The 19,373-nt window shown below is 66.3% G+C and carries 6 protein-coding genes (1 of these 6 running past the window's edge); all 6 read right to left on the reverse strand.

What is annotated here, in order from left to right; all coding sequences use genetic code 11:
- On the reverse strand, nt 1–61 hold the beginning of the coding sequence (locus O145_RS17880) for an SDR family NAD(P)-dependent oxidoreductase (protein WP_043559112.1). It extends 12,224 nt beyond the left edge of the window; only the first 61 of its 12,285 coding nucleotides appear in the window; it begins with the start codon at nt 59–61; the stop codon falls past the left edge of the window.
- Entirely contained in the window at nt 58–13,521 is a 13,464-nt protein-coding gene (locus tag O145_RS17885; RefSeq protein ID WP_043559115.1) for an SDR family NAD(P)-dependent oxidoreductase, read from the reverse strand. Before O145_RS17885 ends, O145_RS17880 begins: the two co-directional genes overlap by 4 nt.
- Before the next feature lie 14 nt (nt 13,522–13,535).
- On the reverse strand, nt 13,536–14,390 hold the full coding sequence (locus O145_RS02145; protein ID WP_052374539.1) for a methyltransferase domain-containing protein: 855 nt from the start codon (nt 14,388–14,390) through the stop codon (nt 13,536–13,538).
- Complete coding sequence (locus O145_RS02150; protein ID WP_052374541.1) at nt 14,390–15,202, reverse strand: alpha/beta hydrolase; 813 nt, start codon at nt 15,200–15,202, stop codon at nt 14,390–14,392. The genes O145_RS02145 and O145_RS02150 overlap by 1 nt, the downstream gene beginning before the upstream one ends.
- Nucleotides 15,203–15,307: 105 nt before the next feature.
- Nucleotides 15,308–18,622: an ACP S-malonyltransferase gene (fabD, locus tag O145_RS02155; RefSeq protein WP_043559118.1), complete on the reverse strand. Its 3,315-nt coding sequence runs from the start codon at nt 18,620–18,622 to the stop codon at nt 15,308–15,310.
- Nucleotides 18,615–19,352, reverse strand: a complete 738-nt coding sequence (locus tag O145_RS16340; protein WP_052374543.1) for a 4'-phosphopantetheinyl transferase family protein — start codon at nt 19,350–19,352, stop codon at nt 18,615–18,617. The genes fabD and O145_RS16340 overlap by 8 nt, the downstream gene beginning before the upstream one ends.
- Between the last annotated feature and the right edge of the window lie 21 nt (nt 19,353–19,373).

Raw genomic sequence — 19,373 nt, forward strand, 5'->3', positions numbered from 1 at the left:
GGACCTCCCGCAGGGTCTGTCGAAGAACCTCGGAACGGAAATCACTCGGGCGTGTGTTCATCGGAGTCCCTCCACCTTGTCGAACGCCTCGTCCACTGTGAGCTGACCGTCCCTGACGGCATCAAGCAACCGCTCGAGCTCGTCCTCGCCCACACCGGCGCTCTCGCCATGAGCCCGCAGCCGGAACTGCTTGCGGGAGAACGACGGGGCGGGGTGCGGGCGTCTGCGGAGCACGAACCCCGGTGGCGCATTGAACTCCTCGAGCACGAGGTGCGCGTTGGTCCCGCCGAACCCAAAGGACGAGACGCCCGCCCGCCGGGCTCCTCCGCCCGGGACGTGCCACGGTTCCAGCTCCGTCACCGGACGGAACGGGGATTCGGAGAAGCGGAAACGCGGATGCGGATTCTCACAGTGCAGGGTGGGAGGGATCTGGCGATGCTGCAGCGACAAGACCACCTTCACCACCGACGGCATCGCCGCTGCCCTGAGCAGGTGACCGACATTCGACTTGACCGAACCGACCCCGCAGTGGCCGATTCCACTGCCGTGTTCACCGAGCACCTTGGACGCGGCGCGGATCTCGATCGGGTCACCGAGGAGGGTTCCGCTGCCATGGGCCTCGAGGTAGCTGATACTGGCGGGACTCACGCCCGCCGCCGCGTACGCCCTGCGCAGCACCTCTTCCTGACCTTCGGCGCTCGGAACGGTCAGCCCCATCGTCCGACCATCGTTGTTGACGGCACTGCCCAGGATGACCGCACGAACGTTGTCACCATCGCGAATCGCGGCGTCGTACGGCTTGATGAGCAACAGGCCCGCTCCCTCGCCCAGAACCATGCCCTTGGCACGCTCGTCGAAGACGTAGCAGATGCCGTCGTCGGCGAGCACCTCGGCCTTGCTCAGTGCGACGTGCAGGTACCCGTCGACGAGCAGCTCGATGCCGCCGACGATCGCCTGCTCACAGTCGCCTGCCAGCACCGCGCGGCAGGCATTGTGCACGGCCACCAGCGACGACGAGCAGGCCGTGTCGATCACCTGGGCGGGTCCATGCATGTCGAACGCGTCACACAAACGAGCCGCCATCATGTTCGGGATGGTGTTCACCACCATCTTCCTCTCGAACTCGGGGAGGAGACGGTCGGCAGCGCGATTCACGTAGTTGCTTTCACCGCCGCCGATGAACACCCCAGTGCGGGATCCCGCCAGCTCGGCGGCGTCGTAACCTGCATCGGCCCACAGCTCGTCGGCCAGTTCCATGAGCATTCGATGCGTGGGGTCCATCGCAAGGGCGTCGGCCTCGGTGATTCGATATCGCGCCGCATCGAAGCCATAGATGTCGTCCAGGAACCCGCCCCAGCGTGAGTACGACCGCTGGGCGGCGGTCTTGTCGGCGCTGAAGAACCCGTCCAGCGGCCAGCGATCGGACGGGATCTCGGTGACGACGTCCCGACCATCGACCAGGTTCCGCCAATAGTCGTCCAAAGTGGCGGCCCCGGGGAAACGTCCCGCCATGCCGATCACCGCCAGGCGACCATCATGGCCCCCCACGCCCGCAGGGCGCGGCTCGGATGAACGGGACGGCGCCGACGACAGTGATCCCACCTCTGAAGAGCTGGACGGGTCCGACAGCGAGCGTTCCGTCTCGGGGACAGACACTTCGGGGGCCATGCCGCTGAGCGCCCCAGCCATGTCGCGGATCGTGGCTTGCTCGGCAAGCACGCCCGGTTCGACGATGACGCCCAGTTCCCTCTCGATCGCCTTCATCAGGGAGATCATCATGATCGAGTCCACGCCATAGTTGGTGATGTCCTCGTCGACGTCCAGCTCCGAGACGTCCACCCTCAAGAGGTTCGCGACGACGCGCATCAGGGCGTCCTCATCGGCGGCCGGCGAGGCATCCGGTAGGTCTCGCGGCTGGTCTTCCACCAGGAGTTTTTCCCGAAGGGTCGACACGTCACCGAAGGCCACCCCCACTCGGGTCTGGTTGGACAGGGTCGCCGCGTCGAAGACCTCCAGACCGACGGCGGTGGGCATCGGGGCCATCCCGAGGGCCTGGCGGAGCCGGTCCACCACGTGACCAGGCACCGTCATCCCACCGTCCCGCCACAGCGGCCACGCGATGGACACGGTGTGACCGGAGCGTCGGTGGAGCTCGACCAGTTCCTCCCGTTGGCGTGCGAAGGCGTCGAGACGGCAGTTCGCGTAGGAGTAGTCAGCCTGCCCTGCGTTGCCCAACACCCCGGAGCACGAGGAACACAGGACGAAAAGGTCTAGGTCGTCGCGTGCGGTGAGTTCGTCTAGGACCTCGGCCCCGCGTACCTTCGGCTCGACAACATCAACCCAATCCGCATCGCTCTTTCGAGCCAGTGCCCCATCGCGAACCACGCCAGCCGCATGGACGAGGACATGGAGACCACCAAAACGGTCACGGGCGCGCCCCAGGGCGGCGGCGGTCGCCGCTCGATCCGTCACATTCGCGTCCTCGAGCATCACCGGCACCCCGAGCTGGCGGGCCCAGCGCTCGGTTTCCGCGTCGGCCGGATGGCGGCCGATCAAGACCACACCAGCGACGCCGCGCCCCACCAAGTGCTCGGCCAACAACCGACCGATCCTGCCTCGACCTCCCGTGACCACCGCGATCGCGCCTTCGCGGAAGGGCCGACCGGACGGCGCAGGCAGCTCGATCTCGCGGAGGGACTGACGGAATCGGCCGTCCGCCCCATGCAGGACGACGACATCGTCGTCTCCTCGCGAGACCTCCTGACGGACCCGCTCCACGTCCGGGAGACCGTCCGTCTGGACCACCGAGACTGCCAGCTCCGGGTTCTCGAGTCGGGAGGTGCGGGCAAGTCCGGCCAATCCCTCACCCACCGGGTCGCGCCGATCGGTGACGATCACAAGCCGTCCAGGATTTCTCTGGGCAACCAGGTCACGGCAGGCGTGGAACACGTCCTCGACCGTGGCCGTTCTCACACTCACGTCCGTTTCCAGCGCGTGTCTCAGACGAGAGGCCTCCCCGACGCACAACACCTGGACCGGGCGGTCCTTTTGCGCAGCTTCCCCCAGATCCCCGGGTACCCAACAGGGGGCGAAAGCGAGGACCCCATCGGTGGTCGAGGGATCGCCGATCGCCACCTCGGGGTCCCCGTAGCTGCCGTTGGCCGCGGGTGCCATCTGGCGCAGCGCCAGGTCATGGACGTCAACACACACGGCTCCGTCACCGTCCGTGATCCGAAGGTCGAAGCGGGGAACGTGACCAGCGCCCTGGCCTCTCCTGGTCGCATGGGCCCAGCCATTGGACGGAAGCGGCGCGTGGATCCGGACCTCCCCCATGCTGAAGGGCACGGACGGATTGCCGCTCGACTGGTCGACCAACGCCAGCAGTGTGTGCAGGGCCCCGTCGAAGGTGGCCGGGTCCAGTACCCAGCCTCGCTGCTCGGACGCCGGCTGCGGTGCTCGGGTCCACCGGGCGAGAGCCTCGTCCGCCGAGGACCACACCTCATCAAGACACTGGAATGAGGAACCGTACTCCAGCCCGGATCCCCGGAGCCGTTCGTAGCATTGGACCCCGGAGGCGAATGGCGTCAAACGGTCTCGGATGGCGGCAATCGGCAATGGCTGCTGGGTCTGCGCTGACTCGGACACGAGGCATCTGGCCCGCGCGTGGATCCCTTCGTCCGAAGTGAACTCGATCGACACCGTTCCGCCCGGCCCCGCGGACGCGGCGGACCGCAGCTCCACGGGCGAGGGACCAGCCACCAAGGGCTTGGCCCAGATGAGGTCCTTCACCACGCTGATCGTTCCCCCTATGTGGAGACCCGCCGCGTAGCGGGCCAGTTCGAGGAAGGCGACCCCGGGGAGGGTACGGGAGCCATGAACCACGTGGTCTCGCAGGAAGAGCTCACCTCCTCGCAGGGTGGTTGTGAGGGTCCAGATTCCTTCCCTTTCGTCGACGCTGCCCGCGAAGGGATGCGTTGGTGGTGCGTCCGGAACTGTCCCAGCAACGGGTTCCGGCCCGCTGAACCAGTGGCGGGAGGGCTCGAACGAGTACGTCGGCAGCGACACCTTCCGCCCGGACATGTACGTGGACCAGTCGACGTCCTCGCCACGCAGCCAGTCCCTCGCGGCAGCCTCCTCGTCGCTGTCCCCACTCCCGCCAACCAGGGTCTCTGCTTCCCGCCCGTCGGCAAACTGCTCGAGCCGCTCCACGAGCTCGTCGATGGAACCCACCACGACCGCGTAGCGGCGTGGGTGCGCTGTACGTCCCACCGCCAAGGTGTAGGCGACGTCGCCGAGGTCCACCGTGGCAGGCAAGCCCGCAGCGAGCTCGGCCACCGTGGTGTCAAGGCCCACGACAAGGCCGTGCGGCCTTGCCCCACACTGGGACCGCAGCCGCGACACCACCGACGCGATGGACGCCGCGTCAAGCCCGACGTCGCCCAAGGTGGTGTCCCCGTCCAACTCGGAGAAAGGCACTCCCAGCCACTCGCCCAACACGACCCTGACCCTCTCCAGGTGTCGGTCGAAATCTCGCGACAGGAAGTCCGCCAGGTGCCTCGCGGATCGGCGAAGCTGCGCATCCGTGCGGGCGGAGAGCATGACCACTCGAGGATCCCCGACGCCCCCCGCAGGTTCGCCTGCCGGTGGCTCCTGCCGGTGCTCCTCGACGACCACATGCGCATTCGCCCCGCCGAAGCCAAACGAGCTGACGCCGCCGCGACGTGGTTCGCCGTCGATGACGGGCGCCGGCCATACCGTGGAGCGATCAACCACGGTGAAGGGGCTGCCCTCCAGTTCCAAATAGGGATTTCGCGGCAGGGCATTGAGCGTGCCCGGCATGATGTGGTGGCGCAGCGCGAGGATCAGCTTCACCAGACCCGCGATCCCAGCGGCCGGCTCCAGGTGACCGATCTGTGTCTTGACGGAGCCCAATCCGCAGGCACCGATCGCGGGGGCCCTTCCCGAACGGCGGGCCGACTCGTCGAACGCTGTCGACAGACCCTCGACCTCCACCGGGTCACCGAGCTCCGTTCCCGTACCGTGAGCCTCGATGTAACCGATGTCTGCGGCGTCAACGCTCGCATCATCCCAGGCCGCCAGCAGGAGGTCGGCCTGCGCCCGGGGGTTCGGAGCGCTAAATGAGTGGGCATGACCACCGTGCCCGACTGCGGAGCCTCGTAGCACCCCCCAGACATGGTCGTTGTCCCGTATCGCCTGTGCCAACGGCTTCAGGGTCAGGACGCCGACGCCCTCTCCCCGCACATAGCCGTCCGCATTGGCGCCGAAGGTGCGGCAGCGCCCACTGGGCGACGCCACGCCCATCTGGGTGGTCAGCACGTGGTACCGGGGCGTCAGCATCAGGCTGACCCCACCGACCAGCGCGATCTCCGTCTCACCCGATCGGAGCGACCGCATGGCACGGTGGACCGCCGTCAGCGCGCCGGAACAGGCGGTGTCCACGACCTCGCTCGGCCCATGCGCGTCCAACAGGTACGAAATGCGGTTCGCGAGCATGGAGTGCTCCACTCCGGTGCCGATCTGGGCCTGGCTGAGACCAGCGGAGGCGAGCAACTGTGCATACTCGTGGAACTGTGCCCCCACGAAGACCCCCAGCCGACGGCCCGTGATGGACTCGGGCTTCCATCCCGCGTCCTCGATGGCCGCCCAAGCCGTTTGGAGCAGCAGGCGCTGTTGCGGGTCCATCATCTCCGCCTCCAGCGGCGAGATCTTGAAGAAGCGTGAGTCGAACTCGTCGACTCCACCGATGAACCCGCCCCACTTGCTCACCGACCGCCCTTCCCGATCCCCGTCAGCCGAGTACCAGTCCCGCCAGTCCCACCGATCACGCGGAATCTCGACGATGGAGTCGACTCCCCCGACCAAGTTCCGCCAGTACTCCTCTATGTTCCCGGCGCCCGGGAAGCGGGCTGCCATGCCGACCACCGCGATGGGCATGCTCGCGTCCTCGCGGACGTCCATCACCGGGTTGACGGCAGCCGCGTCGTTCGCCAAGCCGTCGGTGAGATCGCCCGGCCGGAGGAGGTCACTGTGACCGTTTGGCACAGGGGCGGGGGCATCACCGAGCAAGGAGTCGGTCGCGTCAGCGGGGTCCGCATCCCTTTCGGGAGCCCGGCTGGCGGAGGGTACCTCGATCTGGTCGCCGTGCTGGTCCACGAGGAGACGCAGCACCTCGCCCAGCGTTCCGCACGCGAAGAACACGGTCGGCGAGACCGGAATCCCCAGCTCCTCTGTCAGCCGTCGCGCATGGGTCTTGAGCGAGACGGAATCAAAGCCGTAGTCCGCGAGGTCCGCCTCGAGGTCAATACGCTCCACCTCGATCCCGAGCGCCCGAGCAGTCGCATCGAGAACCTGCTCGCGTAGCGACTCGGACCCGGCAGTCTCCGGGCGGGCCGGCTCAGCAGCGCCACCCGTCGTGTCGACAGTGGGCAGGTGGTCGGCATCGGCTCGCGGTGCAGGCGCCGCGCCGTCGTGAACGGCCGGCATCACCACGGCCGTTGAGATGCCGCGGGCGAGGACGGTGTCGAAGATGGCAAGGCCCTCTGCCGTGCCGAGTGGCACGACGCCAGACGCCTGCTGGTGGAGTCGCTGTCCCCCCGCCCGCATGGCGCCGTCCTCCCAGAGAGGCCAGTCGATCGATACGGTCGCGCCCCGTCGGGCGCCTTGGGCGCGCAGGTGATTGCGGTACTCGCAGAACGCGTCGAGGAATCGATTGGCGACACCGTAGCCGCCAAGCCCAAAGTCACCCAAGACCGCCGACGCCGACGAGAACAAGATTACCGCATCGAGGTCCTCGTCACGAGTGACCTCGTCGAGCACCTGGACGCCTTCGACCTTGGCCTTGAGGGCACCCTCGAGTGCCCGTTCATCCATGGCACTGAGGGGGCGGGAGTCGAGGACTCCGGCCGCGTGGACGACGGCATGCACACCCCCGCGTTGCTGTCGGACGGACCGCACCACCTCACGCATGGCCGTCACGTCGCTGACATCGGCCTGCAGGTAGACAGCACTGGCGGCACCGGACGACTTCAGCGATTCCAAGTGTTCGCTTGTCTCCAGCGTGGGAGCCGAACGCCCCACCAGCACCAGGTGAGCCGCGAGGGTGGATGCCAGGTGCCGGCTCACGATCCGGCCGAGGGCCCCCATTCCCCCGGTGACGAGGCACACCGCTCCCCGGCGGATGACGATGGGCTCGTCGGCGGCAGCCGGTGCCGCCAGTTCGGGCACGAAACGGGCGCCATCACGACGCAGGACCTCGGGGTCGGAGGCCGCCCACTCACTGACGGCATGGTCGACGCACTCACCGACAGAGGCGGCGCCATCGACCCGGAGAAGGGTGAAGGTCATTTCGGGCGCCACGAGGGCGGCGGAGTGCCCCACCGCCGCTGCAGCGTCATCGAAGGGCTGGGGAACGCTTCCTCGACGAGTCACACACACCACGCGCCGCACTCGCGCCGAGGTCCGTCCGGCCGCGCCGACGAGGTGGAGCGAGGCCCCGATGGCGGGGTCCACGGATGTGTCGGAACCGGCGTGCAGGGGCCACAGGTTCAGGACATCGATGGGGACGTCTCCGGCCTGCGCGGCCAAAAGCTTGTCGAAGTCGCCCGCGCTGCGGGGGCTGATTCGCCAACTCTCTCCCACGGGCACGAGCTCATCCTCGGAGACCTGACCCACCAGGATGATGGGCGTCGAGGGCCAGTGCCGCCGGACCGCAGCGATGTCGCTTTCATCGCCCATCAGCAACAAGCGTCGAGGGGGCTCGACGGATGATGGAGCGGGTTCTGGCCGCCACGCCGGCACATTCACCTCGAAGTGTCTCGTCGAGTAGACGACGCTCCCGGCGGGCTCGCTTGGCCGTCGCTGGAAGTTGATGTGGTCGAAGCGGTAGGGCGGCAGGCTCACGGGGGGCGCGAGAGGCTCGCCGTGGAGTTCGGCCCACGGCACGTCCAGTCCGTCCACCCAGGCCCACGCCAGCGGCTCGAGGCGTCGACGCCGGGCGAGGTCCGCCAGGAAGTCGTGCCCGGCCCGGTCGCTGAACAGCGAGGCAATCGACGACGGCTGCGCCATGGTCTGACCCTCGAAGACTGCCTCGGACTCGCCGCGTTGCAGATGCTCCCGAAGCCGGGTGACGAGCTCCGAAGTGCTGGACGCCAGCACGGCGACCCTGTGCCCATGCGCGGTGCGGTTGAGCTGGGTCGTACGGGCGATCGCCTCCAGCTGCGGGGCGGCATCGCAATCTCCTCGTTCCACCCATTCGAGAAGCGCCTCCTCATTGCGGCGCAACGCCGTTTCGGTGTGGCCTGACACGACGACGACGTGTTCGAGGCCGCCATCGCGATCGGCGTGTTCTGGAGCCGGGGCCTCTTCGAGTAGGACATGCGCATTGGTGCCGCTCAGCCCGAATGCGCTGACCGTGGCTCGTCGCGGACCCTGTTCGGGCGCCTTCCACGGTGTTGCTTGCTCGGGAAAGTAGAAGGGGGACTCGTCCCAGACCATCAGATCGCTGGGCGTGTTGACATGCCACGTCGGCGGAATGGTTGCATGACGAAGCGCTTGGACGACCTTGATCACGCCAGCCACGCCCGCTGCCGCCGCGGCGTGGCCCATGCCGGCCTTCACCGACCCAAGCGCACAGTAGGTGCGCGCGGCCGTGAATCGCCGATGCGCTGCGGTGAGGGATTCGGCCTCGACGGCGTCTCCGAGCCGCGTTCCCGTCCCATGCGCCTCCGCGTATCCGATGCTCGTGACGTCAATCCCCGCCTGACGGTAGACCTCCTCCGCCAGGTCAGTCTGGGCTCGGGCGCTGGGCGCGGTGAATCCGTTGGACGCCCCGTCGTGGTTGAGCGCGGAACCGCGGATCACCGCGAGAATGCGGTCGCCACTCCGACGAGCCGCGCCGACCGTCTTGAGGACCAGGGCGCCGGCCCCCTCGCCGGGGACGAACCCGTCGGCGCGACTGTCGAAGGGACGGCAGGCACCTGCCGACGAGAGCAGTGACATATTGCTCATGGCCACGTGGAAGCGCGCCGAAGGCATCACGAAGACGCCGCCTGCCAGTGCCATGTCGGTCTCGCCCGAGCGCAGGCTCTGCACTGCCAAGTGGAGCGCGACGAGCGAGGACGAACAGGCCGTGTCGATCGAGATGCTCGGACCATGCAGATCCAGAAGGTAGGAGATCCTGGCCGCCAGCACCGAAGAGTAGGAGCCCATCGTCGCGCCAGGGTCCGCGGAGGCGCCCTCCAGCTCGTTGAGCAGAGGCGTCTCGTTTGCCACGCACCCGACGTAGACGCCGCACTTCGTGCCCCCCAAGGACACCGGAGGATAGCCGGCATCCTCGAGGGCCTTCCACGCATGTTCGAGGAAGACGCGCTGCTGGGGATCTGTGATCTGCGCATCGCGACCCGACATGCGGAAGAAGAGCGGGTCGAAAAGGTCCGCATCGGGGATGAGCCCAGCGACCTTGCAGTAGGTGCGGTCGAGCCGGTCCGGATCCGGGTCATAGACGGCGTCGACATCCCACCGCTCGCGGGGAACCGGCCTCACCGAACAACGACCCTTCACGATGTTGTCCCAATAGGCTTCTGGATCTCGAGCGTCCGGGAACGTGCCCGACATTCCGATGATGGCGATGACGTCATCGTCGGCCGCCGGGGGTTCCAGGTTCGCGTGGACCTGCCTCGCTGGTGTGACCAGTCCCATAGTTGGGGTCGGTGCCTCACGAACTTCCCAACTCCCAGGGTCCCGCTCCACGCCGGAATCGCGAAGATGCTCGATGAGCTGATTGGGCGTCGAATGCTCGAAGAGAACCGAAGCACTCAGCTGGGTCCCCAGCGCCGAGTTCAGGGTCGCAACGAGTTCCGGCGCGATGAGGGAGTCGACACCGAGCTCCACGAAGACAGTGTCCGCATCGACGCCGGCGACGTCCGCCTCAACTGCTTCCACCACGGAGCGCAGAACCGTCGCACGCAGCGCATCGGAACCGGACTGCCCATGGTCCCGACGACTCCGCGCTGCCTCTGGCGAGTCGACGCGATGGCCCGCGTCCTCTCGCCCTGGTGTCCGCCGCAGCTCTTGTCGGATCGACGCCGGTTTGGCGGCGACCATGACGTTCTGGGACACGCCGTACCTGCCCACCGTCGGCCCCAGGACGGTCGTGGGGCCGAACCCCCCGTCCGACAGGACGGAACTCCAGTGGGTGGCGTCCAGCAGGGGGGATTCGGGGATTCGCACCTCCGGGTCGCGGAACAGCCACCAGCCGTCGAGAAGCCCCGCCGCCATCGCATACACGTCGGGACAGCCGGTCAGCTCGTTGAGGACGAGGACTCCCCCTGGCCGCAACAACGAGTGCAGATTGCGCGTCGATTCACGAATGTCAGGCGTGGCATGGATGACGTTGGTGGCGATGACGATGTCGGCGTCGTCGTAGGCGAATCCCTGCTCACCGGGATCGGCCGAGATGTCCAGCCGGGCAAAGTGGACGCGCGGAAACTCCTTTTGGAACTTCTTGGCCCCCCATGTGCTGAAGGCCAACGAGAGATCCGTGTAGGCGTAGTCGATGCGGTCCTTCCACCGGTTCAACGCCTCCAGCACCGGCCGCGTAGTGCCCCCGGTACCCGCCCCCACCTCGATCATCTTGATGGTGCGGCCAGCGGGGACCTTGTCGAGGATGTGCTGAACGCACTGCCAGGCGACCAAGTCATTGCACAGATCCGCCATCTGGTTGCCCGTGTAGAGACGGCTCATCGGCGTGTCACTGACCTTGGGGAACAGCACCTCGACCGAGGTCCGGGTGCCAGCAAGGATGTCCGGATAATGCTCGAAGCACAACGCCAACAACGGCGTGTAGACGGCCGCTTCAGCGAACTCTCTCTCGATGTCCTGCCGGCGCTCGTCCAGGGCGGCCATCGGCTGAGCGCTGGCGGTGATCTGCAGGTGGTCGCCAGCGGCGCGCATGAACCCCTCGCGAACGAACATGCTGACGAGATGCTCGAAGTGCTGTCGATGACGATCGATCACCTGGACGCTGTCTGCCAGGGCGTCCACGGTGTGCGAGCTTCCCCGCGCCCAATCACCGGCCGCGTCCGCCAGGACCGCGAACAACGTTTGCATGGCCCACGCGGTCAACGCGCTGTGGGCACGCTCATGCTCGTCGAGTTCCCGGGCCGACAGCTCCGGCGCGACCGATGATCGCTCGGGCCCCGCATCGTGGGGCGCTGACGAGGCCGATTCCATGTCCGTAGGACCGCCGATCCAGTAGCGATGGTCGTCGAACCGATAACCGGGCAATGACAGTCGTTGCCGGTGGTCGCTGACGTGCAGTCGTTCGAAGTCGACCGTCGCACCACCGCAATAGCCACGGAAGAGGTCGGTCAGCTCGTCCGCCGAGATGTCGGGGCTGCCTGGGTCACTGCCCCCCTGTCGTTCGCCATCCAGCCAGCGGTCACCGCTCGACCAGAATGGCTCCATCCCGCCCTCCTGGGACAACGCCTGCTCGATCTGGAGGCGGAGCGTACGACAGTCGTCCACAACAAAAGCGCGCCGACGAGCATGGTGCTGGCGACCGACCTGCAAAGTATAGGCGACGTCGCCCAGCGCGGCGTCATGGGTCGCGAGCCATTCCGCCAAGGCAGCGAGGTTCCCCCTCAACGCCTCGTCAGTCCTCCCCGAGACAGGGACCAGCTGCGAACGCTCACGACCGATCGAGCGACGAGCTGGTTTGAACTGCTCGAGGATCACATGCACATTCGTGCCATTGAAGGCGTAGGCGTTCACTCCCGCTCGCGTCGGCAACTCGCCGTCGGACGCCAACCGCGTCGGGGTCGCTCCGAGGACGAACGGCGAATCATGCGATGACAGGTGCCGATGATCGGCCTCGCCCCCGACCCATCCAGGGACCTCGCCGCGACGGAAGGAGGCGAGTACCTTGGCCACTGCGGCCATGCCCGAGGCAGCCACCGCATGCCCCAGGACGCTCTTGGTGGACCCGAGAACGCAACTGTGGGGCGCAGCTCCCAGCTCGGTCAATGCCGCCGTGAGGGCAGAGAGCTCCGCGCTGTCGCCCACAGGCGACCCGGTGCCTTGCGCTTCCAGGAGGCGCACGCTATGCACGTCGGTCTCGCTGTCGCAGTACAGCTTGACGATCATGTCACGCATGGATCGGGTGACCGGCGCCATGATGGACGGCGCGCGTCCGTTGTGGCTCATTGCGCTGGCTCGGACGATCGCGTAGACGTGATCGCCGTCGGCCAGCGCTGACGGCAAGGCCTTCAGGACGAGCACTCCCACACCATCGCCGAGCACCATTCCGTCGGCGTCTTCGCGGAAGGGACGACACCGTCCGCTGGTGGACAGCAAACCCGCCTCTGCAGCAAGCGCCTGGAACCGCGGCGAGGTCACGAATACTCCGGCAACGATGGCGAGCTCGCACTCTCCACGCCGAATGCTTTCCGAGGCCATGTGGAGCGCCGCCAAGGACGAGGTGCATGCGTCGTCCACCGTCACGCAGGGGCCCCTCGTGTCGAACCAGTGGGCGAGCCGACCGGACAAGACGGACATCTCGTTGCCGAGCAACGCCTGGGAAGAAGGCCCGTCCACCCCAACGACCTGATCCTCGTAGCCGCCGACCTTCGCTCCGACGAAGACCCCCACACGGTCACCTGCCAAGGAGGCCGGGTCATGCCCGTAGTCCTCGATTGCGTGATAGGCCTCTTCGAGCAGCAGACGCTGCTGGGGATCCATCCTGCGCGCCTCACGAGCGCTGATGCCGAAGAACGGCGCGTCGAACCGGTCTGGGGTGGGGATGAGCCCGGACGGAGCCTGGTCGCAACGCCAGGTGATCGAGCCCTCATTCCTGGCGTCGGCCCCCCACAAGGCCGCCTCGAGCGCGTCGACGTTGTCGAGATCCGCGAATCTCATGGACTGACCGACGATCGCCACGGGCACCGTGGCTTCCTCTGCTGGCGTCGAATCCGATGTGAAGTCGACGAGCCGGTCGTCGGGCGCGGGCGTGGAGAGCAGCGACTCGATGTGCCCCGCGAGTTGCCCGGGAGTGACGAAGTCAGAGATTGCCTCGGCGCCGAGGCTGATCCCCAACTCGTCGTTGAGCGCATCGACCAAGTCGGCGGAGTCCACCGAATTTAGCCCCAAGTCCGCCCATGTTCGGGCCGGGTCCCAAGGGCCGACATCCTGCCTCAAATGCACCTTGGCCAGTCGTTCGACGACGTCAGACAGGGAATCACGGACGGGGGACATCGTCATGCGGTCAGCCGAAAGCAGCTCCTCGGCGGCCGTGGACAGCCCAGCCAGGGTCGGATGGTCGTAGATCGCCTCGGCACCGAGGGTGAGGCCGTACTCGGCGTTGATCTCGTCGACGAGATCGACACCGAGGACCGACGTCAACCCCTGCTCCGCCATGGGTAGCGACGGGTCGATCTCCGCCTCGTCGCCGTTGGTGATGTCAGCAAAGAGGGAAAGCAATCGAACAAGGACGGGGGTGGGAGTCACTTGTCAATCTCCTGTCAGATTGTCGGTCGTCTGGCGGCGCTCACATGAAGTTGTCGGATCTGGGCATGTCGGGGACTTCGCACAACGTCACGCCAGCGTCGTGAAAGGTGGCCCATGGTCGAACTGCTCAGGTAGCCGTCCTGAACGAGTCGCGACGGGATGCTGATGCCCTCGGAGCGCGAGAAGATCTCGTCACCCAGCACCGCACTGTGCGCCGCGACGATGTCGTAGTCAACGTCGACGAACCCGGTCGCGCGCAGGAGCAGCGGAAGGTCTCGGCCGATCAGTGGGTTGCCGCCCTCGTCCTCGCGCGCCCTGCAATAGGCCGAGTACACCTCGCGCAACTCCGGCACTGGCGGGCTCGCCATGAGATGCATCTCGAAGTCGTTGTCCACTACGACCGCACGTCCGCCAGGTTTAGTGATCCGAAGGATCTCGTGCAGCGCCCTCTCGGGATCGGGCAGGTGCTCGAGGACGAGTCGCACGAGCACGAAGTCGAATGCCCCTTCTTCGTAGCCAGTGTCCAGAATGCTCGCCTCTCGAACGGTCACGTCCAACGACTCCTCGGCGAACATTTCGCGAGCGCGCACCACCAGGTCGGGATCGAGTTCAAGCCCGTGCAGTTCGAGACCGGGAAACTCGTGGGCCATGTGGCGCAGAACGAAGCCGGGACCACACCCCAACTCGACGACCCGACGGGCGGCGCCGAGCCCGTAGGACTCGTAGAGCCTTCTCTCCTTCTCCCAGAAGAGGTCGACCTGGGCCGAGAGCCGCGCCGTCTCGGCGTCAATGCCGGCGCCGATTGAGCAGACATCATACGAACTGGCACGGGTGCGGGACGCGACGACAGGAGCTCCTTGCTGCGGCATCAGCGCTCCTCCAACGATTCGAGGAAGTCGATCAGTCGGTCCGCGACCGCAACCCAGTTCGAATCGAGCATGGCCGCGTGGCCAACGCCGGGCACGATGGTGGCGTCCACGCCATAGGCATCGGCAGTCGCGTGATTCACCTGCGGGGCGAAGAACAGGTCCTCTTCTCCCCCGATGACCGCCACCGGCACGCCCACCGACTTGGGGTCCCGCAGAACCGTCCGTGACAGTTGCTTTCCGGCACGCTGTGATTCTCCCTGCATCCGGCTGCCGTACGAGACGAGCGTGTCCTTGTCGAGATCGCCGGCGAAGAACATCCCGTAGGGGAAGGCCGCCCGATCAGCAGCGTCCTCGGGGCCGAGCTTGCCGCTGTGCAGCTTCCACAACTTGACCATGGCCCCCATGCCGAGCTTCATCCACGCCAGCGCCTCCTTCCCCCCGACGCCGGACGGGGGCATCGAGGACAACAGCACGACGCCGGACACAAGGTCCTCGTCAGCGCCGAGGACCTTCTGAACGATGCCACCACCCATCGAGTGACCGACAACGACCGGTCTCGTCGGCATGGCCTTCAACGTCTCGACGACGTCCTCGACGTACTGCTCGAGCCTCAGCGATCTGAGCGGCTGCGTCGTGCGGCTTGCGCCATGTCCCCGCAGACTGACCGCCCACGAGCCGTAGCCCCGGTCCGCCAGATACGGCTGGAACTTCTCCCAGCACCATGCCGCGAAGTATCCGCCGTGGACGAAAAGGACGGTGGTGCCACGCCCCTCCCCCGTCGGTTTCACCCGAATCGTCTCCAAGTCCAGCATCACGTTTCTCTATCGGTCTGCATCATCGGTTTCGAGTAAGTCATCCAGTCCGTCTGCGTCATCCAGGCGCGTGACCGATCGGATGCCATGCGTCAACGTGGTCAGTCAGCTTGCGAAATCTGCGAAGCCCCGTGCCCTCGAATCCAACAACCGGCCCATTTCGGTCATCAGCCTGATCCCGATGTCATCGACGCGACGGTTCCGCCAGTTCTCGAACTCGGTGCCCTTGACCCACTGGTTGAACGCCCCCAGCGCCGGTCCGCAGTGGACTTGGAAGTCGACCACTTGGGTCTTGTCTCCGGCTAGGGCGAGCTGCGTCGAATGGGCGAGGTACCACTTGAAGACCGCCAGCATCTTCTGCCGATCGGTGGGCGCTTCCCCGCAGTTGGTGCTGACCCGCGACTTCACCTCGTCCCAGATGCTGTCGAAGGAGCGACGGAAGTACCGCTGCTCGAGCTGGTGGCGCGTGTCCACATCGATCGCCTCCCAGGAGTCGAACTGGCGGTACAGGGAGTAGAGCTTGTTCGCGCGAGCCGGGAAGAACACTCCTCGTCGCAACACCTGCACACGGCTTCCCAGCTCGAACATGTCCCCCGCCGGCGCGTAGTCGGTGTCCTGGACGTTGATGTCCTGAAGAAGGTCCTTCACCACGTCGCTGGCCCCGGACTCGACGGTGCACTGGTTGATCGAACCGGTGACGATGTACTCAGCGCCGAGCAGGTAGGCGGCGGCCGCAGACTCAGGAGTTCCGATACCACCGGCGCCCCCGACTCGCACCCGAGGCAACTGCGGCGACTCCTCCTGCATGCGGTCCCGCAGACGGGCAATGGTGGGGATCAGGGTGAGGGCGACCGCAGCGTCCGTGTGCCCACCCGAATCAGCCTCGGCCGTGACATCGTCTGCCATGCGCACGTCACGCGCGAGGCTCGCCTCCTCGGCCGTGATGACCGCCGCATCCTTGAGCTGCGAGACGATCGATTCCGGCGGCGGGCTCATGAACGCGGCAGCGACCTCGGGGCGGGAGAGTTTGGCCATGACCCGGTGCGGTGTGATGACCCGCCCGTCCGCACCCCTGTGCGCGCCGTTGAGTCGGAACCGGACCAGGGCCGGACTCACATCAATGAAGGCGGATGCCTCGATCACGTTCACGCCTCGCGAGAGCAGCAGATCGACCAGCTCGTCCTCGCGTCGAGGATCACCGTGACTGTGCAGAAGGTTGAACCCAAACGGCGTCCCCGCCGGAAGCCGCCGCTGGAGATAGTCGATCGAAACGCCGACCTCGGACAGTGGCATTCCCCCAGTGCCGACGAACCCGAGCATGCCGGCCAGCGCGATACGCTCAACGAGTTCCTTGGACGCAATCCCGCGATACATCGAGCCGGTGACATAGGGATGCTTGAGCCCGTATGCCGAGCAGAGCGTCTCATTTCCGGGCGCTGGCACGGGGGCGGACTCAACGCGCGGCTCTGGTTGTCCCGAAATGACCGATCGACGTACCTCCTCGGCGCGGGTCGTCTTCTCGTTCTGAGCCTTCGCGTCGCTGCGCACAATCGCGCGTGTCAGGCCGGTCAGCACGTTGCCGGGACCGACTTGCTCAAGGGTCGCTCCGGCGCGCAACAGGTAGCGCACCGTATCAACCCACTGCACGGGAGAGGTGATCTGCTCGGCAAGAAGGCGCGCCGTGTCCGCGTCATAGGGGCGAGCGGTGACGTTTGAGATGACTGGGCAACAAGGCCTCCCAAAGGAAATACCCTTCAGCTGTTGCTCGAACTGCTCCCGCGCATCGCGCATGTAGCGGGAGTGGAACGCACCGCTGACGTTGAGCGGCACGAAGCGTGCCCCCGCCGCCGTGAAGAGCTGCTCGCAACCCAGCACATCTTCACGCATTCCGGAGATGACGACTTGCTCGGGCGAGTTGAGGTTGGCGATGTCGACGGCCTCCTGGCCGCCCTTGGCGAGGACTGCGGCCACAGCGTCTTCGCCAAGTCCCAGGATCACGGCCATTCCTCCACCCCGGGTCCGAGCCATCAACTGACCTCGGATCTTCACGAGGGACAGCCCCGTGGCGAAGTCGACAATCCCTGCCGCATGGAGCGCGTTGTACTCACCCAAGCTGTGTCCCGCGACGAAGTCGGGAAGAGGCGCACCGTTCGCTGTCTTGCTGAGATAGCTCAACGCATTGACGACGTAGAGGGCTGGCTGCGTGAACTCCGTGTTGTCCAGGCGATCCTTCGGACCGGCGAGGCACAACTCCTTCACCGACCAGCCGAGGATCCGATCGGCCTGGGCGAGCTCTTCCGAGTGCTGATCAAAGAGCTCATGGCCCATACCGATGGACTGTGAACCCTGACCTGGGAAGACGTAGGCGAGCAACTCGTTGCCATCGGGTCTCCCGGACGGTTGTGGTGACATGAGACGGAGCTCCTCCGTAGTGGTGTCGACGGATTGGGGGGTGGTTGAGGCGCATCGGCCCCTCCCCGTGGGGTCTTGGTCGGACAACGTGGACAACTTCTCGACCATGTGGCTGCTGCTCATGAATGGCGTCACCAGGGCGTGACTGGACTCGGCGGGAATGGAGTGCTGGCGCAGGATCGCGGACATCGAGGTTCCCGGTCCGATCTCGACACAGCGATAACGCCCCGACTGGGCCATTGCCCGTAGGGCGGTCGCTGCCCTGATCGGTTCTCGGAAGACGCGCCACCAGTGGCCGGGCTCGAGCGAGTCCACTCGTCCACCAGCAGCACACGAATAGAAGGGCACTCGCAGTGATGCTCCCGCACCCGCTTCCGTGCGGGCTGGAGGCTTCAGGGAGTCAAGCCGCCTTGAGTGGAACGGATACCTCACCGGCAGCGCGACGTAGTTGACGGCGGCGGCATCCAGTTCGGCCTGCAACGACTCGAGGTTGTCCAGCCCTCCCGTCACGACGAAGTGCTCCGGCCCGTTCACCGACACGAGGTCGCACTCGTGTCGGGCGGCGATGCCATCGTGCCATACCTCCGGACGGGCAAACACGGCCACCATTCCGCCCGGAGAACACTGCTCGACAATTCGATCGGATTGTTCACAGATCATTCTGACCGCCATCTCGGCCCCGAACCCGCCAGCGAACGTGGCCGCTGCCACCTCTCCCAGGCTGGCCCCCACCAAGCAGGTCGGCTGCACCCCGCGTCGGATCAGGAGCTGCGATACGGAGTACTGGAGCGAGAAGATCGCCGGATGGCTCACGCGAAGGTCCGTCACGGCGTTGGCCCACTCATCACCATACAGCGCGTCCAAGAACCCGTCGCCGCGGTGATCCCGCACCACGGTGTCGATCTGCTGCATGTCCCTTCTGAACTCGGGAAACCGCAGCCAGAGGTCGTGCCCCATGCCGGGGAACTGGGAACCCTGCCCGGGAAAGATGAATGCCCAGTCACGCATGGGCCACCCCCGCGACGAGTGCCTTCGTTGAGCCGAATCCTTCGAGCTCCGTGTCGCGCGGATGCCCCAGAGCCACCGCGTAGTTTCCGATTCGAACCGCCCTGGCCCCGTACTGGATGAGATTCCGGAACCGGATGCGGTACCCATCATGATCTGCGACCACGGACGACACCTCGAGCAGCGAGGACGGCACGGTCAGTCCCGTGAGCATCGCCTTACCCACCGCCTCCTTGGCGCACCACAGATAGGTACTCATCTCGAGCGTCGGCACCCGGTGTGCGAGACACAAACTGACCTCGCTGTCGACCACTTGGGATCGCAGGGCGGCCTCCCGCTTCCGATCGATCAGCTCGATGTCGATTCCCATGGGATGCCCGACGTCGAAGGCGACCGCCACGGCGCATCCGCCGCTGTGAGCGATGCTGACCCCGACCCTCGCCGACTCAGGGCAGCGGACGATCGGCTGTCCGAACACACCAGGCTCGATGAGGATCGAGGAAGGACGAAGCCACGTCGCGAGCTGCGCGCAGATCGCCAATTTCGCTGCATGGTGCCCAGCCACGAAGTCCGACCGCCTCTTGTCGGACCTCGCGCGCCCCAGCTGCTCCCACTCGTGGGGGTGCAACGACTCCACGAAAGACGACCAGTCGCCGACGGGAACGCAGCTGATGACCGCTTCCGACTGACGGTCCGAGCGCGACAAACGCAACCGCCTCGTGCTCTCGAACACAGTCGTGCCTCACCTCCGGTC

Origin of the sequence: Actinomyces israelii DSM 43320, from assembly GCF_000711965.1 — a bacterium.
Lineage (GTDB): Bacteria > Actinomycetota > Actinomycetes > Actinomycetales > Actinomycetaceae > Actinomyces > Actinomyces israelii.